Annotated in this window: 22 protein-coding genes; 10 read left to right on the top strand and 12 right to left on the bottom strand. The window is 71.4% G+C overall.

The window, feature by feature from the left end:
* Position 1: 1 nt before the first annotated feature.
* Both JYJ93_RS36980 and JYJ93_RS36975 read right to left on the bottom strand, forming a co-directional pair.
* A complete protein-coding gene (locus JYJ93_RS36980) occupies positions 2-1,048 on the bottom strand; it encodes a TetR family transcriptional regulator (RefSeq protein ID WP_206799369.1) in 1,047 nt (348 codons plus the stop codon).
* A gap of 197 nt (positions 1,049-1,245) precedes the next feature.
* Positions 1,246-2,655, bottom strand: a complete 1,410-nt coding sequence (locus tag JYJ93_RS36975) for a sigma-54 dependent transcriptional regulator (protein ID WP_206799368.1) — start codon at positions 2,653-2,655, stop codon at positions 1,246-1,248.
* A 153-nt stretch (positions 2,656-2,808) separates the two neighbouring features.
* Here JYJ93_RS36975 and JYJ93_RS36970 point away from each other — a divergent pair, with 153 nt between their 5' ends.
* Positions 2,809-3,387: an NUDIX hydrolase gene (locus JYJ93_RS36970; protein WP_206799367.1), complete on the top strand. Its 579-nt coding sequence runs from the start codon at positions 2,809-2,811 to the stop codon at positions 3,385-3,387.
* 6 nt (positions 3,388-3,393) lie between these two features.
* Here the strand turns inward: JYJ93_RS36970 and JYJ93_RS36965 are convergent, their stop codons facing one another.
* Positions 3,394-4,875, bottom strand: a complete 1,482-nt coding sequence (locus tag JYJ93_RS36965) for a HAMP domain-containing sensor histidine kinase (RefSeq protein ID WP_206799365.1) — start codon at positions 4,873-4,875, stop codon at positions 3,394-3,396.
* A gap of 240 nt (positions 4,876-5,115) precedes the next feature.
* Between JYJ93_RS36965 and JYJ93_RS36960 the strand changes: the two genes are divergently transcribed.
* Both JYJ93_RS36960 and JYJ93_RS36955 read left to right on the top strand, forming a co-directional pair.
* Positions 5,116-6,834: a hypothetical protein gene (locus tag JYJ93_RS36960; protein WP_206799363.1), complete on the top strand. Its 1,719-nt coding sequence runs from the start codon at positions 5,116-5,118 to the stop codon at positions 6,832-6,834.
* 171 nt (positions 6,835-7,005) lie between these two features.
* Positions 7,006-7,623, top strand: coding sequence for a hypothetical protein (locus JYJ93_RS36955; RefSeq protein ID WP_206799361.1), 618 nt, complete (start codon positions 7,006-7,008; stop codon positions 7,621-7,623).
* A gap of 12 nt (positions 7,624-7,635) precedes the next feature.
* Here JYJ93_RS36955 and radA read toward each other — a convergent pair whose 3' ends face one another.
* Positions 7,636-8,997, bottom strand: a complete 1,362-nt coding sequence (radA, locus tag JYJ93_RS36950; protein ID WP_206799360.1) for a DNA repair protein RadA — start codon at positions 8,995-8,997, stop codon at positions 7,636-7,638.
* Between the two features lie 180 nt (positions 8,998-9,177).
* Between radA and JYJ93_RS36945 the strand changes: the two genes are divergently transcribed.
* The 6 genes from JYJ93_RS36945 (at position 9,178) to JYJ93_RS36920 (ending at position 14,095) form a co-directional block, all read left to right on the top strand.
* Complete coding sequence (locus JYJ93_RS36945; protein ID WP_120561896.1) at positions 9,178-9,447, top strand: GlsB/YeaQ/YmgE family stress response membrane protein; 270 nt, start codon at positions 9,178-9,180, stop codon at positions 9,445-9,447.
* 202 nt (positions 9,448-9,649) lie between these two features.
* Positions 9,650-10,675 carry a biotin synthase BioB gene (gene bioB / locus JYJ93_RS36940; RefSeq protein ID WP_206799358.1) on the top strand — a complete coding sequence of 342 codons (1,026 nt, stop codon included), beginning with the start codon at positions 9,650-9,652 and terminating at the stop codon, positions 10,673-10,675.
* On the top strand, positions 10,672-11,841 hold the full coding sequence (gene bioF / locus JYJ93_RS36935) for an 8-amino-7-oxononanoate synthase (protein ID WP_206799356.1): 1,170 nt from the start codon (positions 10,672-10,674) through the stop codon (positions 11,839-11,841). Before bioB ends, bioF begins: the two co-directional genes overlap by 4 nt.
* On the top strand, positions 11,831-12,526 hold the full coding sequence (bioD, locus tag JYJ93_RS36930; RefSeq protein ID WP_206799354.1) for a dethiobiotin synthase: 696 nt from the start codon (positions 11,831-11,833) through the stop codon (positions 12,524-12,526). Before bioF ends, bioD begins: the two co-directional genes overlap by 11 nt.
* 115 nt (positions 12,527-12,641) lie before the next feature.
* Complete coding sequence (locus JYJ93_RS36925) at positions 12,642-12,920, top strand: hypothetical protein (protein ID WP_120552248.1); 279 nt, start codon at positions 12,642-12,644, stop codon at positions 12,918-12,920.
* Positions 12,917-14,095 (top strand): pyridoxal phosphate-dependent aminotransferase, encoded by a 1,179-nt coding sequence (locus JYJ93_RS36920; protein WP_206799352.1) that lies wholly within the window; start codon positions 12,917-12,919, stop codon positions 14,093-14,095. Before JYJ93_RS36925 ends, JYJ93_RS36920 begins: the two co-directional genes overlap by 4 nt.
* On the opposite strand, the gene JYJ93_RS36915 is transcribed toward JYJ93_RS36920, so the two are convergent.
* The 3 genes from JYJ93_RS36915 to JYJ93_RS36905 form a co-directional block, all read right to left on the bottom strand.
* Positions 14,073-15,512 carry an ABC transporter substrate-binding protein gene (locus tag JYJ93_RS36915; protein ID WP_206799350.1) on the bottom strand — a complete coding sequence of 480 codons (1,440 nt, stop codon included), beginning with the start codon at positions 15,510-15,512 and terminating at the stop codon, positions 14,073-14,075. The genes JYJ93_RS36920 and JYJ93_RS36915 overlap by 23 nt on opposite strands.
* Positions 15,512-16,342, bottom strand: coding sequence for a hypothetical protein (locus JYJ93_RS36910; protein WP_206799349.1), 831 nt, complete (start codon positions 16,340-16,342; stop codon positions 15,512-15,514). The genes JYJ93_RS36915 and JYJ93_RS36910 overlap by 1 nt, the downstream gene beginning before the upstream one ends.
* A 139-nt stretch (positions 16,343-16,481) precedes the next feature.
* The gene (locus JYJ93_RS36905) at positions 16,482-18,275 is read right to left on the bottom strand and encodes a phosphoenolpyruvate carboxykinase (GTP) (protein WP_206799347.1); all 1,794 of its coding nucleotides are present in this window, start codon (positions 18,273-18,275) and stop codon (positions 16,482-16,484) included.
* A gap of 266 nt (positions 18,276-18,541) precedes the next feature.
* Here JYJ93_RS36905 and JYJ93_RS36900 point away from each other — a divergent pair, with 266 nt between their 5' ends.
* A complete protein-coding gene (locus JYJ93_RS36900) occupies positions 18,542-20,338 on the top strand; it encodes an SLC13 family permease (protein WP_206799345.1) in 1,797 nt (598 codons plus the stop codon).
* A 3-nt stretch (positions 20,339-20,341) separates the two neighbouring features.
* On the opposite strand, the gene JYJ93_RS36895 is transcribed toward JYJ93_RS36900, so the two are convergent.
* The 5 genes from JYJ93_RS36895 to JYJ93_RS40715 form a co-directional block, all read right to left on the bottom strand.
* Positions 20,342-20,968 carry a tRNA-(ms[2]io[6]A)-hydroxylase gene (locus tag JYJ93_RS36895; RefSeq protein WP_206799344.1) on the bottom strand — a complete coding sequence of 209 codons (627 nt, stop codon included), beginning with the start codon at positions 20,966-20,968 and terminating at the stop codon, positions 20,342-20,344.
* 134 nt (positions 20,969-21,102) lie between these two features.
* On the bottom strand, positions 21,103-21,762 hold the full coding sequence (locus JYJ93_RS36890; RefSeq protein ID WP_206799343.1) for a hypothetical protein: 660 nt from the start codon (positions 21,760-21,762) through the stop codon (positions 21,103-21,105).
* 85 nt (positions 21,763-21,847) lie between these two features.
* Entirely contained in the window at positions 21,848-22,297 is a 450-nt protein-coding gene (locus JYJ93_RS36885; protein WP_206799342.1) for a hypothetical protein, read from the bottom strand.
* A gap of 188 nt (positions 22,298-22,485) precedes the next feature.
* Complete coding sequence (locus JYJ93_RS36880) at positions 22,486-23,325, bottom strand: DUF4081 domain-containing protein (RefSeq protein ID WP_206799341.1); 840 nt, start codon at positions 23,323-23,325, stop codon at positions 22,486-22,488.
* A gap of 43 nt (positions 23,326-23,368) precedes the next feature.
* Positions 23,369-24,016: an AgmX/PglI C-terminal domain-containing protein gene (locus JYJ93_RS40715; protein WP_206799340.1), complete on the bottom strand. Its 648-nt coding sequence runs from the start codon at positions 24,014-24,016 to the stop codon at positions 23,369-23,371.
* Positions 24,017-24,045: the final 29 nt, after the last annotated feature.

The following is a 24,045-nucleotide window of genomic DNA, read 5'->3' as shown; positions in this document are numbered from 1 at the left end:
TTCAGGGCGCCAGCGTCTTCGCGCGGCGCTCCAGCGCGCCCGCGCGCCCGTCCAACTCGCGCGCCAGGGACTCCAGGCGGGTGGCCTCCTGCTCCAGCGAGGACAGGTCCTCCAGGCCGCCCGCGGCCAGCGCCTGGGCGCGCACCGGGTCCACCTGGGGACGGCGGTCGCTGGCGGTGGCGGACAGGGCCGGGCTGTCCACGGCGGGATTGCCTCCGACTCCCGGGCCGTGGGTCGGGTCGCCCGCGTAGTCCGGAGACTCCACCATCGAGTCGGTCGGAATCACCTCCGGCTGCCGGCCGCCCCGCTGGGTGGGGGCCACCTGCAGGCCCCGGTCGCCCACCGTGCGCATGCGCAGGCGGCGGTCCTGGTCGTCGAACATGGACTCCTCGCCCAGGAAGTCGTTCATGCGGCGGTCCAGGTCGCGCTCCTCGCGCACCTCCGTGATGCGGGCCTTCAGGGCCTGGAGCCGCTGGCGCACCTTGTCCTGGGTGTCGCGCAGCGCGTCCGCCTGCGCGAGCAGGTCCTCTGGATCATCCCCGCGCGCCGCGCCATCCAGCGCTGGCACCTGGGAGGCGGGCAGCGCCGCGCGCACGGCCTCGCGTTCGCCGCGCACGGAGCGCATCTGCTCCAGCAGCCGTGCGCGCTCTGTCCGGTCCGTCGTCGCGTCCCACGCCGCGCGCAGCCGCGTCAGCTCCTGGGACAGCGCGCCGTGCAGCGCCAGGTGCGCGCGCTCCACCTCGCCGTCCGCGCCGGACACCGACTGCGCCAGCCCCGTCAGCTCCCCGCTCAGCTCCTGCGAACGGCGCAGCGCGGACTCCAGCTCACCGCCCGCCGTGAGCTTCCCCTGGCGCTGGGCCTTGAGCGCCTCGATGCGCGCGGCCACGCCGTTGAGCTCGTCGCGCAGCCCCTGCTGCCGGGTGCGCAGGGAGCGTGCCTCCGTGCGCGCCGTCTGCGCCTTCGCGCGCGCCTGCTCCAGGCCGGACGCCGCCCCGGCGGGAGCGGCCACGAACAGGCTCAGGAGGAGGGGGAGGGCGCGCAACATCATCGGGGGGACACCGTCAGCAAGGCGGATGCCAGTCCTTCCCTCCTACCCCGTTCCCAGGCCCGACGGAAAGCGCCCTGGTTCCGGGCACCTGCACGGGCAGGGTGGGACGGAGTGGGTGGGCCGGACGGTGGAAAGTCATGGGGCCGGGGCGCGGATGACGGATTTCCGAGGCCCCGGGGCCAGGCACCTCTCCTCGCCTACGGAGCCTCCTCGGGGCGTTCGCCGCGCGGCAGGAAGCCGTACTTCTCCAGCTTGTAGTAGAGCGCGGAGGTCTTGATGCCCAGCAGGCGGGCGGTCTCCGTCTTCACGCCGCCGGCCTTCTCGTAGGCGCGGGCGATGAGCTGGCGCTCCAGGTCCTCCAGGATTTCCGGCAGGGGGCGGTCGCCCTGGGGCACGGGCAGCCCCGCGTCCATGCGCGGCGTCTGGCCGGCCAGGTGCGAGGGCAAATCCTGCGGGGTGAGCGTCTCGCCCTCGGCGAAGACGAGCGCCTGTTCCATCACGTTCTCCAGCTCGCGCACGTTGCCGGGCCACGCGTGGCGGGTGAGCGCGTGCAGCGTCGCGTCGTCGATGCCGGTGACGCGCCGGTTGACCCGGGGCGCGTGCTTGGCGACGAAGTGGCGGGCGAGCGCGGGCAGGTCCTCGGGGCGCTCGCGCAGGGGCGGCAGGGTGAGCGGGACGATGTGCAGCCGGTAGTAGAGGTCCTCGCGGAAGCGGCCCGCCTTCACCTCCGCCTGGAGGTCGCGGTGCGTGGCGCTCACCACGCGCACGTCCACCTTGAGCGTCTCCTCTCCGCCCACGCGCTGCAGCTCCTTCTCCTGGAGCACGCGCAGCAGCTTCGTCTGCACGGAGGCGGGAATCTCTCCAATCTCGTCCAGGAAGAGGGTGCCTCCGTCGGCCAATTCGAAGCGCCCCAGCTTGCGCTTCACCGCGCCGGTGAAGGCGCCGCGCTCGTGGCCGAACAGCTCGCTCTCCAGGAGCGTCTCCGCCAGGGCCGCGCAGTGCACCACGACGAAGGGGCCGTCCTTGCGCGGGGAGCGCTGGTGGATCATCCGCGCGACCAGCTCCTTGCCGGTGCCGCTCTCGCCGCGCACCAGCACGGTGGCGTCGCTCGCGGCCACCTTGCGCACCTGGGCGAGCAGCCGCTGCATGGGCTCGCTGTCGCCCACGAGGTCGCGGTGGGTGAGGGCGGCGTCGGCGTCATGCGCGTCCGTGCGGGCGGTGAGGCGCTCCACCTGGCGGCGCGTGGCGGACAGCTCCAGGCCCTTGTCCACCTTGGCGCGCAGCACGTCCGGCGGGAAGGGCTTGGTGATGAAGTCGTAGGCGCCCTCCTGCATGGCCTGCACGGCGGTCTCGATGGTGCCGAACGCCGTCACCACCATGACGACGGCGCCAGGGTCCACCTGCTTGAGCGCGCGCGTCACGGCGATGCCGTCCATGCCGTCCATCTTCAGGTCCGTGACGACCAGGTCGAAGGGGCCCTTCTTGTACGCGGCGAGCCCGTCCGCCCCGCTGCGCACCGCGGACACGGTGTGGCCGGAGCGGGTGAGGGTGACGGTCATGCCCTCGCGGAGGGTGTCGTGGTCGTCGATGACGAGGATGCGGGCCATGCGCCTGCTCGGGAAGGAAGGGTGGGGTGCCACCGGTGGGTGGGCGGCGGAATGCACATGCCAGGCCACCCTACACCGGACCCGGCGGGGTGCAGGCGGGGGCTTCCGCGAAAGGGCTGGCGCAAAGGGCCGGGTGGGTGTCTATCCCGGCGCATGGCCCCCGTCTCCGCCGCCCTCACTGAATTGCTCGCGCGCCACGTCCCCACGGACGACAAGGAGCGCGAGGACCTCTCGCGCATGCGCGACTTCGCCACGTCGCTGAAGGAGCCCTTCTCCCGTTCGCAGGTGGAGGCGCACTTCACCGGCAGCGCGGTGGTGGTGGACGCGGCGGGCGGACGGGTGGCGATGCTGCACCACGCGAAGCTCAAGCGCTGGTTGCAGCCGGGCGGCCACGCGGAAGCGGGAGACGGCGGCGACATGGAGGCCACCGCGCTGCGCGAGGCCCGTGAGGAGACGGGCTGCCGCGTGTACCTGCACCCCACCGCGCCGCGCCCGCTGGACGTGGACGTGCACGTCATCCCCGCGCGCAAGGACGAGCCGGAGCATTGTCACCTGGACGTGCGCTACCTCGTGGTGGCGGAGGACCCCGAGTCGCTCGCGCATGACCCCGCGGAGTCGTTCGGCATCCAGTGGCTGGGCTGGGACGAAGCGCTGACGCGCGCGGATGAAGCGCCCCTGCGCCGCATGCTGAGCAAGGCGCGCGAGGTGCTGCGCGCGGGTGGCGCGGCGTAGGGCGCGTCAGGCGTTCGCGCCTCGCCCTGTCGCGTCCGGCGGGCAGGGCAGGGTCAGCGTGAAGACGGTCTCGCCCGGCGTGGAGCGCAGGGAGAGTTCGCCGCCGTGGGCCCGGACGATTTTACGCGCGAGCGGCAGGCCCAGCCCGGTGCCCTGCTCACGGGTGGTGAAGAAGGGCTCGAAGATGCGCTCACGCTCGGCTTCGGGCACGCCCGGGCCCGCGTCCTGGACGTCGATGGCATAGCGCCCGTCTCGCACCTCGCCGCGGATCCGCACGTGGCTCCCGCCTGGCGCGGCCTGCACGGCGTTCTTCACCAGGTTCACGAGCGCGGCGGTGAGCAGGCTGCCGTCCGCCTCCAGGTGCGCGGGCGCGGCGGCCACGTCCAGCGTCACGCCCTTGCCCTGCGCCTCCACGGAGAGTAGTTCGCAGGCGTTGGACACGAGGTCGGGCGCGTCCACCGGCGCGCGCGCCAGCGGCTGCTCGCGGGCGAAGGCGAGGAAGTCCTCGACGATGCGCTGGAGGTAGGCGACCTCGCGCTGGATGCGGTCCACGTGGCTGTTCGCGTCCGCGTGGGAGCCCGCGCGCAGGTCCTCTTGTAACAGGCCGGAGAAGAGCGCGATGCCGCCCAGCGGGTTGCGCACTTCATGGGCCACGCCCGCGAGCATGAGCTTGAGCTGCCGGTCCCGGCTCTCCAGCGCGCCGCGCATGACCTCCAGCTCGCGCGCGAGCACGCCGATTTCGCGGGTGGGCTCCGGCGGCACGGGCGTGGTCAGGTCTCCCCGGGCGATTCTTAGCGCGGAGTCCATCAGCCGCCGCAGCGGACCGGCGAGGCCCCGGGCGGTGATGACGGCGATGATGGCGAGCGCGGCGAGCGCCACGGCGCTGGCCATGACGAAGGTGCGCCACAGCCGCCGCAGCGGTCCGAAGAAGGCCGCGCTGCCCTCCACGCCGATGGCTCCCACCACCTGGCCGTCCTGGACCACGGGGGCGTAGCCCGTCTTGTAGAGCAGCCCGTCGGAGCCGGTGAAGAGCACCTGGCTGGCGGCGCGCTTGCCCGCGAGGACACGCGTCAATTCCAGCCGGTCGCGCGCGAGGTCCGGCAGCTCGGTGCCCACGGGCAGGTTGCCGCCCACGTCCGCGCGCACGCGGCCCCGCGCGTCCACGGCGTAGACCCGGCGCACGCCGCTCGCGGTGCGCACGCCGTCCAGCAGCCGCACGAGGGCGCGCCAGGTGCGGGTGCCGGACACGTCGTCGCCGGGCTCGATGGTGAGCATGCGCTCGCCGCTGACCTGGCTGGCGGTGGCGGCGGCGAGCGCGGACAGGCTCGCGCCCAGCTCGTCCTCCAGGCTCGCGCGGGCCAGCGCGTACACGGACGCGCCCGCGAGCGACAGGAAGAGCAGGGTGGGCAGGAGGAACGCCAGCAGGAGCCGCGCGGACAGCGAGCCCAGCGCGTCCCGCAGACGGGAGGAATGAGGGCGATGCGTCATCCGGGCGGTGCTCCTCGCACCCTCGCATCAAACGGCATGCCTCCGTCCGTGGCCAGTCCTCGTTCCGCGTTCCGGAACGCGGCGCGGGAATCCCCCGAAGGAGGGATGTCTCCGATGCGACATGCGTGAGCAGATGGCGCGCGTGCCGTGGGCCCGCGCGCAGGGCCCTGTGCGTCAGGAATCAGTTCACGAAACACGTCAGACACGACTGGTAGATGTGAGTGATTGAGGGGGCGCGTCATGCTGACCGGATGGCTGGGACGATTCAGCGCGGGGCTGGTGGGGGTCCTGTCGCTCACGGCCTGCGGGACGCCGGGCTCCCGGACCCTGCCGGTGGGGATGCACGGCTACGGGCGCTATCGCAGCGCTTCACCGGCGTCGTTCACGCGCGACTCCGCCTGGGGCGGCGCGGGCTCGAACGGCACCGTGGGTGGAGAGGAATTGGGCCGCTACCTCGCGTTCATCCGCGAGAAGCGAGCCGCCTTGAAGCAGCCCGCCGTGATGGAGACGGAGCGCCAGGTGGGCCATGCCGCGCTCAACGACCTGATGCTCTGGGCGTCCGCGCGGACGGAGGCGGAGCTCGCGAAGGACGAGCCGTTGGAGGTGTACCTGCGGCTGAAGGCGAAGCACGCCGAGGCCCTGCTCGAGGACGGCAAGCGGTCCGCGCGGGCGGAGGCGAAGCTGGAGGAGTTCCACCGCTGGGCGGATGCTCGCCGTCAGGTCCTGGCGGACGCGCACTTCCGTCGGCTCGGGAGTGATGGGCTGCTCACCGAGAGCGCGCTCTACGAGGAGACGCAACTGGCGCTGGTGGATGCGGTGCTGGACTGGGCGTTCACGCATACAGAGGACCCGGACTTCCCGCGCAAGAGTCCCAGTGAGGTGGCGCTCTACCTGCTGGCGCGCGACAGCCTCCTGGCCTCCGCGGTGGAGGCGGGCCGCTTCGCGCCTCCGGTCTGGGACGCGGCCCTCGCGCCTCCGGGCATTCCGCCGGAGGAGGTGGTGCTGGAGATCGCCCTGGGCCTGCTGCCCGTCACCGGTGAGGTGGCGGACGTGGGCGGCGTGGTGCTGGGGAAGAGCCTCCTGGGCTACCCGCTGACGGACGGCGAGCGGCTGCTGTGCGCGGTGAGCGTGGCGCTGCCGGTGGTGTCGGGGCGCTTGCTGTCGGAAGGCGCTCAGGGGGCGGAGCGCGTCGCACTGCTCACGGGCCGGAGCCTGCGCGAGGTGCAGGTGTTGCAGCGGGTGGTGCAGCACCTGTCGCCGCGGGAGTCGCAGGAGCTTCGCCAGGTGCTGCGCGCGGCGGGGCGCGGTGAGGCCGTGTCCGCGGAGGACGTGGAGAAGCTGCGGGCCCTGGCGAAGCGGTTGGAGGCGCCGCTCGCGGAAGCCGGGCGCGTGCTGGCGCGGGGCAAGCGCGTGGCGCTGGTGGGCTCACGGGCGACGGCGGAGGGCGCGCGGCTGGTGCCGGGCAGCGCGGAGCACCTGGCGCAGGCGTGGGTGGACTACCAGTTCCGTCACCCGGGCAAATACCCGCGTTTCAATTACGCCGTGGATCCGGAGTGGGAGCGGCTCTACCAGACGGTCATCCAGAACAAGGGCGCGGGCACCGCGTTCGAACAGTCCGTGCTCCAGAGCCGGAAGCTGCCGAAGAACACGGACCTCCTGCTGCCACCTCCGGGGAGCAAGGCCCAGGGCTTCGTCCCGGATGCCGTGACGGGACACAAAGGCGACCTCGTCTGGGGGAGCCCCTACGACTTCGTGGAGGTGAAGGGCCGCAAGGAGATGGCGCTTAGTGGCAACCTCAAGGCCATGATTGAGTACGTGGAGTCATATGGCGGTTCCATCGAGCTCTGGATCCGCTCCGCCAGGCACTCAGAGGGTGCGACGAGGCTCACCGATCCGTTGATGCGGCGGTTGCGGTCCCTGGAACAGGACGGCAAGGCCCGCATCCAGTCTTTCCCGTGAGGACAGGTCATGGCCCGGCGGTCCCTCAACACCGAGTTCCACATGCCCCCGGGGCCTCCCGGGGAGCAAGTCGTCCGCGAACTCTTTCAGCGGATCTTCGGGGAGTACCGCTGGTTTCAGCCGAAGCGGTTCGGGCGTGCCTTGATGAATGAACGGGTCGAGCCTGGACCCGTGGATGTCGAGCCCTTCATCACCTACTACGGGGAGTTCAAGAGCATCACCATCGCAGCGGCAACGGACCGCGATTTCCTGATGCTCTCCCCCAGCAGGGACACGAAGCATTCCTTCATCGGCAAGCTGAGCTGGACGACTTCCGTCGCGGAAGCCAGGACCGCGCGCTGGCGCGAAGCACATCTGCGCCAGGTCGTCGAAGTCATGCGCCTGCTGGGCTCGCCGCTCGCCCAGTCCGGACTCGATGTCGACTTCGAGCGGAAGAACTGGCGGTGGGTTCCGAACGAAGACGGCTTCGGCTCCAGGCATGAGTTCAACCTGCGTGACTACAGCGAAGGCCTGGAAGGTCTCTACTGGCGCAACGTCTTCGGCGCCCCCTTCGTGGACCTCTTCGGCCCGCGCCTGGACGCCATCCCCGCGTCCCAGCGCCAGTCACTCGACGGGGGGCTCGTCCTCGTCCAGCCCTACGAGTTGCCCACCCAGGCCATGACTCCGGAAGGCGACGCCGCGGAAGGCCAGCTCATCGCCACCCTGGGCCGCGACGCCTTCTTCGACCTGCCCACCCTCACCAGGCCCACGCGTGTGCCGGACGTGTCCTGGATGCTGCACACGCACTGACGCACCCGACGTTCAGTCGAACATCGCCGCCAGCGCCTCGCTCAGGGTCTCCACGCCCACCACCTGGAGCTTCGTCGCCTCCACGCGCCGCGCGCTGCCCGCCGGCAGCACCACCCGCTGGAAGCCCATCTTCGCGGCTTCCGCGAGCCTCGGCTCCACCTGGCCCACCGCGCGCACCTCGCCCGCGAGCCCCACCTCTCCCAGCACCAGCGTCTTCGCGTCCAACGGCCGGTTCTGCAGGCTGCTCACCAGCGCGGCGCACACCGCCAAATCGCACGCCGGTTCACTCAACTGCATGCCGCCCGCCACGTTGACGAACAGGTCGCAGCCCACCAGTGGAATCTCCTCCTTCTTCTCCAGCACCGCCGCCAGCAGCGCCACGCGGTTGCCGTCCACGCCGATCGCCGTGCGCCTCGCCGTGCCGTAGCCCGTGGGCGCCACCAGCGCCTGCACCTCCACCAGCAGCGGACGGGTGCCGTTGAGCGTGCTCGTCACCACGCTGCCGGACTTGCCCTGCGGACGCTCGGAGAGGAACAGCGCGGACGGGTCCGCCACCTCCACCAGCCCCGCGCCCTTCATCTCGAAGACGCCAATCTCGTTCGTGCTGCCGAAGCGGTTCTTGTGCGCGCGCAACAGCCGGAACGGGTGGCCCCGCTCGCCCTCGAAGTAGAGGACCGTGTCCACCATGTGCTCCAGCACCCGGGGACCCGCGATGGAGCCCTCCTTCGTCACGTGGCCCACCAGGAACGTGGGCACCCCGCTGCGCTTGGCGAACGCCATCAGCCGGCCCGCCACCTCGCGCACCTGGGTGATGCTGCCCGGCGCGTTGCCCAACTCCGGCAGGTACATGGTCTGGATGGAGTCCACCACCAGCGCCTGCGGCTTCAGCGCCTCCGCCGCCTGGAGCACCCGGTCCGCGTCCGTCTCCGCGAACAGGTGGATGGCCTCGCTCTCCACCCGCAGGCGCTCCGCGCGCATCTTCGTCTGCCGCAGGCTCTCTTCACCCGACACGTAGAGCACCGGCCCGTGCCGCGACAGCTTGTCCAGCGCCGCCAGGAGCAGCGTGGACTTGCCGATGCCCGGGTCGCCGCCCAGCAGCACCAGCGAGCCGCCCACCACGCCGCCGCCCAGCACGCGGTCGAACTCCGTGATGCCCGTGCGCCGGCGGACTTCCGACTCACCCGTCACGTCCTGCAGCTTCACCGGCCGCGAGGAGCCCCCGGACGCGCCCCACGCCGGGCGCTTGTCGTCCACCTTCGCTTCGGTCTCCTCCAGGAGCGAGCTCCAGGCCCCGCAGTCCGGACACTTCCCGAGCCACTTCGCCGTCTGGTAGCCGCAGGCCTGACAGGTGTAGTGCGTCTTCGCCTTCGCCATGGGTCGGAGTGTCTACCCCAGACCCCTGACGTTTCCCTGCCTCATGCGCACGCCATGCCAGGAGAGCAGGCAAGCGTGATGTCGTGGATCAGGTAGCGGGTTGCCCCACAGGGGGGGACAGCCCAGTTTCTGGTCCACGGGCGACGCGAAACAGCGCGCCCCCCACACAGGGAGAGTGCCATGGGGATTATCGCGTTTCTGGTGATTGGTCTGGTCGCGGGTCTGATTGCGCGCGCCATCATGCCGGGCAACCAGTCGATGGGGCTCATCGCCACCACGCTGCTGGGCATCGCCGGTTCGTTCGTGGGCGGCTTCGTCGGTTCGCTGTTCTCTCGTGACGGGCGGGTCTTCGACCTGCACCCCACGGGCCTGCTGTTCTCCGTCCTGGGCGCACTGGTCGTGCTGTTCCTCGTGGGGCTCGCCGGCCGCGGCCGTCGCGTCCACGTCTAGTCCGTAGGGCTCCTCGACCGATGAGGCGGGAGACAGCCAGGGACGTCCGCCATGCGCGGGCGTCCCTTCTGTCTTTGCGGGCCTCTTGGGCGGGCCTCCCCCAGAGGAGAAAGGGGAGTCGTCAACCCCCTGTCCCAAGAGCGTTGACAATGGCCTCCGGGCCACGCACCGTCGGCCTCCTGACGTCTCCCAAGGAGCCCGCATGTCCGACACCGCCGAGTCCTTCCACGGCCACGCCCACCACGCCGCCCCCGCCCCGGAAGGGGTGACGGTGCGGCACGACTGGTCGCTCGCGGAGGTGAAGGCGCTGTACCAGTTGCCGCTGCTGGACCTGGTGCACAAGGCGCAGACGGTGCACCGGCAGGTGTTCGTGGAGAACAAGGTGCAGCTGTGTTCGCTGCTCTCCATCAAGACGGGCGGGTGTCCGGAGGACTGCGCGTACTGCCCGCAGGCGGCGCGCTACAAGACGGGCGTGAAGGCGGAGAAGCTGATGGCGGTGCCGGACGTGCTGGCCGCCGCGTCGCAGGCCCGTCAGGCCGGGGCCACCCGCTTCTGCATGGGCGCCGCGTGGCGCGAGGTGAAGGACGGCCCGCAGTTCGACAGCGTGCTGGAGATGGTGAAGGGCGTGCGGGCCCTGGGCATGGAGGCGTGCGCCACGCTCGGCATGCTCACCGACAGTCAGGCGAAGCGCCTGCGCGAGGCGGGCCTGTCCGCGTACAACCACAACCTGGACACGTCCCCGGAGCACTACGGCGACATCATCTCCACCCGCACCTATGACGACCGGCTGAAGACGCTCGACCGGGTGCGCGACGCGGGCATCTCCGTGTGCTGCGGCGGCATCATCGGCATGGGCGAGTCCGTGGAGGACCGCTGCAACCTCTTGCGCACGCTGGCCAACCAGGAGGTGCACCCGGAGTCGGTGCCCATCAACGCGCTCGTGCCCGTGGAGGGGACGCCGCTCGCGGAGCAGCACCGCGTGGAGACGGTGGACATGGTGCGCACCATCGCCACCGCGCGCCTGCTCATGCCCCAGGCCATGGTGCGCCTGTCCGCGGGCCGCATGCAGATGAATGAAGAGGCGCAGCTGCTCTGCATGATGGCGGGCGCCAACTCGCTCTTCTTCGGGGAGAAGCTGCTCACCACCGGCAACCCCGAGTACACCCAGGACATGGCGCTCCTGGAGAAGGCGGGCATCCGCCCCCTGGAGCCCCGGCAGGACCGGTGAGGCCCTCCACGCAGTGGGCGCGCGACGACCTGGAGGCCCTGTCCGCGAAGGGCCTCCGCCGCGCGCTGGAGCCGCTCGACTCACCCCAGGGCGCCGAGGTGCGCGTGGGGGACGGGTGGCTGGTCAACTTCTCCTCCAATGACTACCTGGGGCTCGCGGCGTCTCCCGCCGTGCGCGCCGCCGCCGCGTCCGCGCTGGAGCGCTACGGCGTGGGCACCGGCGCCAGCCGCCTGGTGGTGGGGGACATGGTGCCGCACCAGCGGCTGGAGGCGCGGCTCGCCCGCTTCGAGCGCGCGGAGGCCGTGCGCCTCTTCAACTCCGGCTACGCGGCCAACACCGGCATCCTGCCCGCGCTGGTGGGCCCCGGCGACGCGGTGTTCTCCGACGCCCTCAACCACGCCTCGCTGGTGGACGGCTGCCGGCTGTCCCGCGCGCGCGTCGTCGTCTACCCGCACTCGGACGTGGCCGCGCTCACCCGCGCGCTGGAAGAGACGCCCGCGCGGCGCAAGCTGGTCGTCACGGACAGCGTGTTCTCCATGGACGGGGACGTGGCCCCGCTGCGCGAGCTCCTGGCCGCGTGCGAGGCCCACGGCGCCGCGCTGATGGTGGACGAGGCGCACGCCACCGGCGTCCTGGGCGCGCGCGGCGCGGGCCTGTGCGAGGCGCTGGGCGTGGAGGACCGCGTGGACCTGCGCATGGGCACGCTGAGCAAGGCGCTGGGCGGGCTGGGCGCGTACGTGGCCACGTCGCGCGCGGTGGCGGACCTGCTGGTCAGCCGCGCCCGGCCGTTCGTCTACTCCACCGCGCTGCCCGCCGCCCTCTGCGCTGGCGCCGAGTGCGCGGTGGACCTGGTGGAGCATGACCCCGCCCCGCGCGAGCGGCTGTGGGGGCACATCCACCGTTTCACCGAGGGTCTGCGTGCGCTGGGACTGCCCGCCGAACCCCGGAGCGCCATCTTCCCGGTCATCCTGGGCGAGCCCTCGCGCGCGCTGGACGCGGCGAAGCGCCTTCGCGAGGCGGGCCTCCTGGTGAAGGCCATCCGCCCGCCCACCGTGCCCGAGGGCACCAGCCGGCTTCGCTTCTGTCTCTCCGCGGCCCATACGATGGGCCACATCGACCTGGCGCTGGAGGCCCTGCGCCGGGTGGGAGTCTCCCGTGGCCCCTGAGGCACTCCAGTTCTTCGTCACCGGCACGGACACCGGCGTGGGCAAGACGCAGGTGTCGTGCGCCTTGCTGTCGCTCCTGAAGGACGCGGGCCACGCGCCCCAGGGCTTCAAGCCCTACGAGAGCGGCTGCGCGTCCCTCAAGGCCCCGGCGGACGCGCTGGCCATGCGCGAGGCCGCGGGCAGCACGCTGCCGGTGGACGCCGTCTGCCCGCACCGCTTCAAGGCGCCGCTGGCCCCGGGCATCGCGGCGTCACGGCTGGGGACGGAGCCGGACTTCCGCGTGACGCTCGCGGCGTGGAAGCAGCTGAAGCGCGGGAGCGTGGTGGTGGAGGGGGCAGGGGGGCTGTTCGTCCCGGTGGATTCGAAGCGCGACGTGGTGGACCTCATCCAGGCCTTCCGCCTGCCCGTGGTGCTGGTGGCGCGCGCGGGGCTGGGCACGCTCAACCACGTGGCGCTGTCGCTGGAGGCGCTGGCCGCGCGCGAGGTGTCCGTGCGGGCGGTGGTGCTGTCACGCGGGGTGCCCGGACGTGACCTGGCGGAGCGGGACAACCGCCGCTACCTGGAGGCCCGCCATGGCGTGGAGGTCCTGGGTCCCGTGCCGTATGTGGAGGACGCAAAAAAGCGCCGGATGGCGTTCCGGCGAGCGCTGGCGCCGCTGGTGCCCGAACGCGCGCAGGCCCGATAAATCGGCCTCCGCCGCGTTCGCTGGAAAGGCGCGTGCTACAGGTCGCGCAAGTTTTCGCGTGGTGGTGGCCGTGATCTGGACGGCCCGTTTTTTCCGCGCGAGAAAGCCGGCACGAATGGCGGACATCATCGACATCACGCTCCTCGCGGACGTCCGACGCTTCTTCCAGAAGCTCATCGAACAGCGCGGGCTGTCCTACTTCCTCCAGAAAGACGGTCCGCGGCTCTTCCAGATTGAGCCGACGAAGGTCGAACTGGTCCTGCGCACCGCGATCCGCACCCGGAACCCGGAACTGCCCCGGCCGCACGAGAAGGCCATCGAGCACTGCCGCCTGGAGCTGCGCCGCGAGCTGATCCGCCGCGTGGCCAGCGCCATGCTCCAGACGGGGCTGTGAGCCGCTTCTCGCTCCGCACCGCCTTCCCGCGCACGCCCAACCCGCTGTCCCAGGCCCTCGCCATGCGCCACGCATGCGGGCTGCCCGTGCTGGACCTGGCGGAGACCAACCCCACCCGCGTGGGCCTGCCGCCGCCGCGCGTGAAGCTCGGGGCCCACCGCGGGACCTTCGACTACGCCCCGGAGCCCTTCGGCCTGCCGTCCGCGCGCGAGGCCGTGGCCACGCACCTGTCCCAGCGGGGGGCGCCCGTGGAAGCCCCGCACGTCGTGCTCAGCGCCAGCACCAGCGAGGCCTACGGCTGGATCCTGAAGCTGCTGTGCGACCCGGGGGACAACGTCCTCGTGCCGGCGCCCGGCTACCCGCTGGTGGAGGTCCTGGCGCGCCTGGAGGGCGTGCACGCGCGCTCCTACCGCCTGCCCGCCGTGCACGGCTTCGGGCTGGACGCGGCCCGGGTGGAGGCCGCCATCGACGCGCGCACCCGCGCGGTGGTGGTGGTGAACCCCGGCAACCCCACCGGCCACTTCCTCCATGAAGGGGAGCTGCACGCGCTCGCGGACGTGTGCGCGCGCCACGGCCTCACGTTGATCAGCGACGAGGTGTTCTCCGACTTCGCGTGGGATGAGGAAGCGGGACGGGTGACGTCCGTGGCGGGGCGTCCGCTGCCGTGCCTGACGTTCTCACTCTCCGGCCTGTCCAAGGTGGCGGGCCTGCCCGGCCTTAAGCTGGCGTGGCTGCACGTGGGCGGCCCCGCGCACGCGCGCGACGAGGCCCTGGCCCGGCTGGAGGACGTGGCGGACGCGGTGCTGTCGGTGGCCACGCCCGTGCAGCTCGCGCTGCCGGCGCTCCTCGCGCACGCGCAGCGCTTCCAGCAGGCGTTGTTGAAGCGGGTGAGGGGCAACCGGGAGCGGTTGCTTCGAGCGCGTCCGGCGGACGCCGCGTGGGACGTGGTGTCCTCGCACGGTGGCTGGAGCGCGGTGCTGCGCATCCCCCTTCACCCCGGCGAGGAGGCCACCTGCCTGCGGCTCCTGGAGGAGGGGGTGCGCGTGCAGCCGGGCTACTTCTACGACTTCGGCGGCGGTGCGTACCTCGTGCTGTCGCTGCTGCCGAAGCCCGAGGTCTTCACCGCCGCCCTGGAGCCGCTGGTGCGCGTGCTCAGTCCGTCGGCGGGTCGATGAGCTGCACGGTCTTGAAGGTGGTGCCCGTCACCTTGAACAGCTCGTAGGGGGAGGGCGCCTCGCCCGTCTCGTTGTTGAAGTTCAGCTCGCCGCTGGCGCCCCGGACGTCGATGACGGTGCCCGCGCGCAGCGCCTCGCGCGCCGCGGTGAACTGCGTGGAGCCCAGGGGATAGCTGGTCGCCGTCTGGCCGGACGCGGGCGTCAGCTTCGTGAGCCCCTCCGCGATGCGCGGGCCGGTCACCGGCTGCGGGTTGTTGGAGTCATTGCCCACCGCGTACGCCGAGCCCAGCGCCACCAGGTACATGGCGTCGTACGCGTGCGCGGTGAAGGAGTACTGCCCGGGGTCCGTGCTGTAGGCGGTGATGAAGCGGTCCGCGAAGAGCTTGTACGTGGCGTCGTTGGGACGCGCGGACGCGGGGGCAGTTCCGTACGTGCCCGACAGCTCCGTCTCGACCTCCTTGCGGGAGGTCAGCAGCGTGCGGTCCTTGCTGGCGTCGGTGAGGAACCAGCGGTTCCCGTAGGCCATGCCCACCTTCGCGTCGATGGCCTCCAGCAGCAGGCGCGAGTTGTCCTCGGGGAAGCCCGCCAGCACCGTCATGTCCGGCTTGAAGGACACCAGCCGGCCCACCGCGCCGCTCACGGCCTCGTTGCGGTTGTACTGCGCGCCCGCGACGTTGTCCTTGTTGGGGATGCGGTTCTGGATGGCGTCGAAGAGGCCGGTTCCGTACGAGTCACTGACGTACGCCACGCCCACCTTGGTCGGAGGGGTGAACGTCACGCCCGGGTCGTTGATGGGCGTGACGCCCTGGAGCACGTTCGCGATGACGCGGCCCTGGAGCACGTCCGAGGGCGTGGTGCGCCAGACCAGGCCCACGCTGCCGCCGTTCTTGTCCGACAGCGTGGTGAACGCGGAGCTCGTGGCCGTGTGGCTCATCAAGAGCACGTTCTTGGGCGTGGTGACCTCATGGATGGCGAGCGTCTGCGCGCTGCCCGCGCTGAAGATCGCCACCGCGCCCTTGTCATTCACCATCCAGTTGGCCTGCGTCACCGCCCGGTTGCTGTCCGCGCCGGTGTCGCAGACGTACATGACGAACTGGCGGCCACCCACGCCCTGCGCCTGGTTCACCTCGTCCAGCGCCAGCTTCAGGCCGTTGAAGCGCTGCTGTTCAATCTCCGCGTTGCCGCTCGCGTTGGTGAGCGGCAGCGCCGCGCCCAGCACGATGGGGTTCGCCGCGGACGTGGCGCCCACCACCTGGTTGCACCCGGCGGGCTGCGGCAGGCAGAAGCCGGAGGTGCAGACGCTGTTGGCGCCGCAGTCACTGCTCGTCGTGCATTCGGACAGGCCGCCCGCCGTGGTGAAGCTGCACCCGGACGACAGCAGCGCCATGCCCAACGTCATCATTCCCAGCGCGCGCATCAGAAACGACCCTCCATGCCGACCCCGGCGCCGCGCGGCGCGAGCGTCACGCGGACCTCGCCCTGCGCGGGAGGGCCCTCTTTGGGATACAGGATGATGGCGGTGATGGCCCCCGCGAGCCCCACGCCGAAACCGATGTCCGCGAGCAGCGCCTTGCTCTTGGTGCTGTCCGACAGCCGCTGCTTGTCCGCGAGCGTGCTGGCGCTGTCGAACTGGTCGCGCTGGTCGCGCGCCTGCAGCCCGAAGAGCACGCCCGCGCCCACGCCCAGCACCGCCACGCCGCCCGTGGCGAACGCCGCGATGCGCTGGTTGCGGTAGGACTTGATGGCGCGGTTGAGCTCCGCCTGCCGCTGGCGCTCGCTCTCCTCCTCCGCGCGCCGGGCCGCGGCCTGCTCCGCTTCCGCCTGCTGCCGCGCCGCGTCCGCTTCCGCCTCCAGGCGCTTCCTGTCCGCGTCCGCCGCCGCCTGCGCCTGGTCCTCGCGGTCCAGCTGCACGCGCAGCCGGTCGATGGCGCGGTTGCTGTTCTTCAGCAGGCCGGGGTCGGTGTCCTCGCTGGAGGACGTGACGTACTGCCGGTAGAAGCTCATCGCCTCGCGGGGCTCGCCCGCGTACTCCAGCGCCACGGCGATGTTGTAGACGAGCCGCGGGTGCGGCTGCGCCTCGTTGGCCTGCTTCAGCGCCTCCGCCGCCTCGCGGTACTTGCCGGCGTCGTAGAGGCGTTTGCCCTCCTTCAACAGCGCCTGCACGTTGACCTTGGAGCCACCCCGCTGCGCCAGGGCGGACCCCGGGGCCAGCGCCAGCGCCAGCGACAACACGAAAACCAGTCTCATGGGGCGGGGAGCCTAGCGCCGAACATTCCGGCCGTCGAAGCACTGGCCCCCTTAAAAAAGCGCCGGGGCCACCCCCACCCCTGTCGCGACAGGGGAGGAAGCGGCCCCGGACGGGCCTTCAGGGGGCGTCAGACGGCGATCAGCCGTCCAGGCGCGCGATGAGCAGCTTGCGCTGGAGCATCAGGGCCTCGGGGGCCTTGGTGCCCAGCTGCTCGAAGAAGACCTCCTGGCTCTTGAGCTCGGACTTCCACTCGTCCTCCTTGATGGAGGTGGCCTCCTGGATGGCCTCCGCGGGCAGGTCCAGGCCGTTGAGGTTGAGGCCCTGGTCCTGGCGCGGCACCCAGCCCAGCAGCGTCTCCTGCGTGGGGACGCGGCCCTGCACGCGGTTCACGATCCACTCGAGGACGCGCATGTTCTCGCCGAAGCCCGGCCAGATGAACTTGCCGTTCTTGTCCTGGCGGAACCAGTTGACCTGGAAGATCTTCGGCAGCTGCGGGATGGACTTCTGCATGTCCAGCCAGTGCTGGAGGTAGTCACCCATGTGGTAGCCGCAGAAGGGCAGCATGGCCATGGGGTCGCGGCGCACGACGCCCACCTTGCCGGTGGCCGCCGCCGTCGTCTCCGAGCCCATGGTGGCGCCCAGGAACACGCCGTGGGTCCAGTTGAAGGCCTGGAGCACCAGCGGGACGGTGTTGGAGCGGCGGCCGCCGAAGATGATGGCGCTGATGGGGACGCCCTGGGGGTCGTTCGCCTTGGCGGAGAGCACCGGGTTGTTGCTCATGGGCGCGGTGAAGCGGCTGTTCGGGTGCGCCGCCTTCTCCGTGCTGCCCTTCTTCCAGGGCTTGCCCTGCCAGTCGATGAGCTCCTCGGGGACCTCGCCGTCCTTGCCCTCCCACCAGACGTCGCCGTCGGGCGTGAGCGCCACGTTCGTGAAGAGCGTGTCCTTGGAGATGGTCTCCATGGCGTTGGGGTTGGTCTTGTAGTTGGTGCCCGGCACCACGCCGAAGTAGCCGGCCTCCGGGTTGATGGCGTACAGGCGGCCATCCGGACCCGGGCGCATCCAGGCGATGTCGTCGCCCACGGTCTCGATCTTCCAGCCCGCGTACTCCTTGGGTGGGATCATCATGGCGAAGTTCGTCTTGCCGCACGCGGACGGGAAGGCCGCGGCGATGTACGTCGTCTCACCCTTGGGGCTGGTGACGCCCAGGATGAGCATGTGCTCGGCGAGCCAGCCCTCCTCGCGGCCCAGGTAGCTGCCGATGCGCAGCGCGAGACACTTCTTCCCGAGCAGCACGTTGCCGCCATAGCCGGAGCCGAAGCTCCAGATGGTGTTGTCCTGGGGGAAGTGGCAGATGTAGCGGCGGTCCGGGTTCACGTCGCCCGTGGAGTGCAGGCCGCGGTTGAAGTCGTCGCTGTCGCCCAGCATGTCCAGCGCGGCCTTCCCCATGCGGGTCATGATCCGCATGTTGAGCACCACGTAGTCGCTGTCCGTCAGCTCCACGCCAATCTTCGTGGAGGCGCCGCCCAGCGGGCCCATGGCGTAGGGCACCACGTACATGGTGCGGCCCTTCATGCAGCCTTCGAACAGCTGGGACAGCTTCGTGTAGGCGGCCTCCGGCTCCATCCAGTTGTTGGTGGGGCCCGCGTCCGTCTTGTTGGGCGTGCAGATGAACGTGAGGTGCTCGACGCGCGCCACGTCGTTGGGGTTGGAGCGGTGCAGGTAGCAGCCGGGGCGCGTCTTGGGGTTGAGCGGGATGAGCGTCCCGTCCTTCACCGCCTGCTCGGTGAGGCGCTGCTTCTCCGCCTCGGAGCCGTCACACCAGACGATGCGGTCCGGCTGGGTCATCGCGGCCATCTTGGCCACCCACGCCAGCAGCGTGGGGTTCTTCGTGGGCGCCTGCTCGGTGGCGGCGGCCGCTTGCGTCGAAGCCATGGAGGTCTCCTCGGGGTGTTTCATTGCGTGGGGTCTTCCCGCATTCCGCGTCGTGCGAGGGGGGGAAACCCTACAGCGGAAGGAACACCAAACCTTCTGGACCGGGGGCCCAAAATCAACCGACGTCCGGCAGTCAACCGGACTTTCGACCGCTTTGGCCTAATTCCACTTATCAGCGCCCGGTCGCTCATCAGATAACGGCGCGGTGCGGCAGACGCTGGCAGTGCATCGCGTCGTGTCCAACTTGAGGGGCACACGACCACTCCATGTCCATCGCCCTCGTCCTGGCCGTCATCGTTGTCGCGTTGGTCCTTTTTTCCATGGAGTCCATCCCCATCGAGTTCACCTCGCTGGTGGTGGTGTGCCTGCTGGCGCTCTCCGGGGTGCTGACGCCGGCGCAGGCGTTCGAGGGCTTCAGCAACGACACCGTCATCTTCATCTTCACCCTGCTGGCGATGACGCAGGGGCTCGCCGCCACGGGCGTGGTTCAGGCCGTGGGGCAGCGGATGGCGTTCTTCGCGCGCTTCGGCTCCCAGGCGTTCGTGCTGGCGATGATGGGCGCGGTGGCGGTGTTCTCCGCGTTCATCTCCAACACGGTGACGACGGCGGCCTTCCTGCCGGTGGCCATTGGCGCCGCGCAGCGGGCGAAGGTGCCGCGCAGCAAGCTGCTCCTGCCGCTGGCGTACGCGTCCATGCTGGGGGGCACGGTGCTGCTCTTCGGCACGTCCACGAACCTGGTGGTGTCCGCGGCGCTGAAGCGGCAGGGGCTGGCGCCCATTGGCGTGACGGAGCTGGCGCCGGTGGGGCTGCCGGTGGTGGTGCTGGGGCTCGCGGTGGTGCTGCTCCTGGGGCGGTGGCTCCTGCCGTCGCGCGAGGGCAAGCCGGGCACGGAGGGGTTCTCGCTGCGCGACTACCTCACGGAGGCGGTGGTGCCGGCGGACTCGCGCTACGTGGGCCAGCCGCTGTCGGACATCAGCGAGGGGCTGGGCCTGCGCGTGATTGGCGTGGTGCGCGACGGCGAGACGCTCAACGCGAAGCCGTCGTACGTGCTCACGGGCGACGAGCGGCTGGTGGTGGAGGGCAAGCGCGAGGACATCCTGCGGGTGAAGGACCTGCGGGGCATCGAGCTGCGGCCGGACGTGCGGCTGTCGGACGCGGAGCTGGAGGGGCCGGAGTCGATGCTCGCGGAGGTGAGCGTGCCGCCTGGAAGTCCGCTGGTGGGGCGCAGCCTGAAGGAGGCGCTGTTCGTGGAGCGCTTCGGGCTGGTGGCGCTGGGGCTGCACCGCCGGCCCGCCATCCAGCGCAGCACCAAGCTGCAGCTCTTGCAGCGCGCGTACCACCACCACTCGCTGTCCACGCTGCCCCTGTCCGTGGGGGACGTGCTGCTCTTGCGCGGTCCGCGGCAGAAGGTGGCGGAGCTGGCCCCGGGCCATACGCTGATGGTGCTGGAGGGCCACGAGTACGAGCCGCCGCGCTACGCGAAGGCGCTGCTCGCGGTGGTCATCTTCCTGGGCTCGCTGGTGGCGGGCTCCCTGGGCTGGGTGCCGCTGTCGCTGGCTGGGCTCACCGGCATGCTGCTGATGATCGCCACCGGCTGCGTGGACGCGCGCACCGCGTTCCGCGTGGACTGGCGGGTGGTGCTGCTCATCGGGGCCATGATGGCGCTGGGGCTGGCCATGGAGGTGAGCGGCGCGGGGAAGTTCATTGGCGACCACGTGGCCCGGCTGGGCGCGTACGGCGGGCCCCGCGCGGTGCTGGCGCTGTTGATGGTGCTGACCATCGTGCTGTCCGCGCCCATGAGCAACCAGGCCGCGGCGCTGGTGGTGCTGCCGGTGGCGCTCAACGCGGCGACGCAGCTGGGCGTGGACGTGCGCCCCTTCGCCATGGGCATCACGCTGGCGGCCAGCTGTTCCTTCATCACGCCGCTGGAGCCCAGTTGCGTGCTCGTCTACGGGCCCGGGCACTACCGGTTCACCGACTTCTTCCGGCTGGGCACGCCGCTGACCGCGGTGCTGGTGGTGTTCCTCGTCTTCGCCGTGCCGGTGGTGTGGCCCTTCCACTGAGCGTCAGTGGATGGCGGCGCGCAGCCCCACGTCCGCCAGCACCCGCGACTCCTGCGCGAGCAGGTACTCCAGGCGCGCGTCCACGGCGGCCTCGTCCCCGTTGGACGCGGTGACGGCCAGGCGGTGGAAGAGGGACTGGTGGCCGTCCTCGGACTGGGCCAGCTCGCCGTAGAAGCGGGCGAGCGCCGGGTCGGTGAGCCCCTCCGCGAGCAGGGACAGCCGCTCGCACGAGCGCGCTTCGATGATGGCGGCGACGAGCAGGCGGTCCACGCGCCGCTCGGGGGCGGGCGTGCGCACGTGCTTCTGCAGCCCCTGGGCGTACGGGTCCCCGGCGTCCTTGGTGAGCGTGAGGCCGCGCGCGGCCATCAGGTCCAGCACGCGCGCCAGGTGGGCGCTCTCCTCGCGGGCCAGGCGCGCCATCTGCGACGGCAGGCCCGGCAGGTCCGGGTAGGCCTGGAGCATGGACAGCGCGTTGGCGGCGGCCTTCTTCTCGCAGTGGGCGTGGTCCACCAGCACGGCGTCGAAGTTCGCGAGCGCCAGCGGCAGCCAGCCGGGGTCGGTGGGCGCGTGGAGGATGACGGGGCCCGCTCCGGAGAGGGGACGGCGGGAGGGCGTGGGGCGGCTGCTCATTTCGGCGCGGACTGTAGGGCATCCGCCGGCCAGCGTGCGCGGGTGTCGTGAGGTGCTCTCCAGCCCGCTTCCTCCCGGGACATCCGGCCCGGACACGGTGAGGGGCCGCCCACCGTGTCCGGCTCCGGACCGCGCTACAGCGGCGGGTTCGTGCCCTCCTTCGACGCGAGCAGCGTGACGACGTAGTCGTTGCCCTCCTGCGCCTCGCTGGCGATGAAGACGGAGCCCGGCCACGTGCGCAGACCGTTCATCAGGAAGGCCCCGTGGTCCGCCTGCGCCCGGTGCACCAGCTCCACGCGGCAGAGCGTGGCGCGGCACTCCAGCGACTTCACGCGGGAGGTGCCAGGCAGGTGCGCGCGGAACGCGTCATCCAGCGTTTTGGACGCGCGGGCACTCCAGTCTCCGTCCACCGGCTCCGCGGCGAACGCGTCGGACACGCGGGTGCGCGACTGCTCGAACGAGGCCGGGGGCGGGCGGATGGGCGGAGGCGGAGGCACGTCACCACCGGAGTCCTCCGCCTCGCCGGAAGGGGCCGCTTCCGGGGGGCCGGGCCGCGCGGAGGGGGCCGGGGACGGGTGCGTGGCGTTGGCGGCCCACATGCGCATCGCGGTCTCCGCGGCGGCGCGGCGGCCGGCGAGGTTCGCGTCGGTGCTCGCGTTGGCGCGGCGCACCTGGGCCCGCAGCTCCTCCAGCGCTTCGTCGGAGGCGCGCTGGTGTCCGGCGAGCGCGAAGCCCACGCCCGCGATGGCGGCGGTGTTGACGATGGCGAGGACGGTCTGGAGCCTGGAGGTCATCGGGGCGCTCGCGGGGCTTGGGGGTGGGGAAGAAGGACCGCGCGAAGGGGAGGAATGTGAAGCCTTCGCGCGGCCCCGTGCTTCATCAGTCGATGGTGAAGCCGCCGAGGGCACCGCCCGACTGCACGCCGCAGCGGATGACGATGGCGTAGTCCTCCCAGACGTAGCGGTCACCCGTGTTGAGGGTCTGCCACTGCATGGGGCCGGCCAGCGTGTACGTGATGGCGCCCAGGTGCGCGCCGTTGCCCACGCCGTTGACCGTGGTCGACTCGCACCAGCTGTTGTTGCCGTAGATCTGCACCGTCGTCGGGTGGTAGCCGACCGTCCACATGGGCACCGTGGCGATCGCCTCACGCAACGTCGAACAGTTGTTGACCAGCGCGGAGAAGCTGCTCACGTTGAAGCACGCCGCGTCGGCCGCATAGGCGGCCTTGAACGCGGCGCCCGGGTGGTACTGCCACGCGGCCGCGGTCCCGGCGCTCAACGCCACCACGCCGAACGCGCACACCTTCGCCAACGTCTGGAAACGCTTCATCGGACTGCTCCCGTGGGATGCGGCGGTGATTGGGGCCGCCGGGCTCGCGAACGCGCGCGCCGCACCGCCTGGGAGCAAGCGCCATGCCCTCATCCGGGATGGCGTGCTTTCAGATATTTACGTGTCTTTATGGCAATCCGTGTTGTTCCCGGAGCAACGGGCGGGTGTTGCCTGCGTTGCCGCGGGGACTACTCCACCAGCACGAGCCGCTGGGTGCGGCCGGCGTGGTAGCCCACCTTGCGCGCGATGCGGGCGGTGCTCTCGTCGCGCTCGTCCACGCGCATGGCCAGCCGGGGCAGCGAGGACAACAGGTGCCGGGAAATCTGTCCCAGGCACAGCGTGGCGTGGCCCTGGCGGCGGCGGGACGGGGGCGTGTACATGCCCTCCAGCTCCGCGCCGAACTGCGAGCGGCAGCCGATGTCCACCTTGAACACGAGCTCGCCGCCCTCCTCCAGCACGTAGGTGCGGCGCTGGCGCACGCGCTGGAGGACGCGGGCCTCGTAGTGGGCGGGGTCCTCCTCCATCGGGTCCCGTTCGAGGATCTCCCGCACGTAGCCCTGGGCCAGGGGCAGCAGGCGGGGCACGTCCTCCTCGCGGGCCAGGCGCAGGGTGGGGTTGGTGAAGGGGCCCAGGTCGTCCGCGGAGACGCTGAACAGCTTCTGGGTGCGGGACAGGCGCGGCTTGCCTTCACAAAGGCTGCGCACCAGCGCGTCCACGGAGGCCTTGTCCCCCACGGTGGCGCGCAGCTTGAGGCTTGGGGCGAGCGCGTCCGCGATGACGCCGGTGACGCTGGCGTCGCTGGCGCTAGGCACCACCAGCCCGCCCTCGCCGCCCACGAAGACGGCCGCGGTGAGGACGCCGCTGTCGAAGCGGCCGTGGAAGGAGAAGGCCGCCTGGCGCTCCGGCGCCGCGATGCCGAACTCCTCCAGCAACCCCAGGAGGTAGAGGTTGTGGACGGGATCCTTCGCCAGGAGCGCGCGCAGGGCGTCCGTGTGGGAAGGCGCGAGCTGTTCGACGGTGACGGGCATGCGCGGGGGACGAAGGGGCCTGAACCTTACGCGCAACCCGACCTCACGGGCCAGCGTCCCCAGGCACGGTGAAACGGAATGGGTGGAGCACGGTCGCGGACCCTCCCAGGTGGGGTGCCGGGAAGCGCGCGTCCAGGAGCGAATCCAGCACGCACGCCTGCACCATGGGGTCCGGGATGGTGCTGGAGACGAGCTCGCCCCGGGTCATCTTCCCCTCGGAGCCCTCGCCCTCCACGGTGAAGCGCAACTTCACTTCTTGTGTGCCCCGGTTGCGTTGTGCGGCGTCCTGGAAACATTGCTGCACGAGCGGAGTCACCGACTGGATGGCCAGGCGCAGGTCCTCCGCGTCGATGCGGCCGGAGGAGGCCTCCACCACCGGCTCCACCACCTCCACGTGGCGCGGGTCGGGGGCGTCGAAGTCCTCGCGCGGAGGAAGCGCGCGGGGCGGTTCGCGCACCGGAGCCTCGGGGCGAGGGAGCGGCGCCGGGGGGACGGCGGGCCGGGTGGGCTCGGGGGCCGGGACGCTCGCGCGCGGCGGAAGGGCCGGCGGCGGCGCGGCCGGTTCAGGCGGCATGGGCGCGTCCATGAAGCGCGTCACCCATGCCGCCCCCAGCGTGAACAGCAGGAACAGGCCCAGGCTCAGGCCAGGGATGAGGAGCCAGCGGACGAGGGTGCGGTGCGAGGACGCCATGGGCCGGGTGCCCGCGTGTCATACCCGCC

The sequence above is a fragment of the Corallococcus sp. NCSPR001 genome (genome assembly GCF_017309135.1).
In the GTDB taxonomy this organism is placed as follows: Bacteria; Myxococcota; Myxococcia; order Myxococcales; family Myxococcaceae; genus Corallococcus.
Note: the sequence above shows the minus strand (reverse complement) of the source record. Positions and strands in the feature narration are given on the sequence as shown.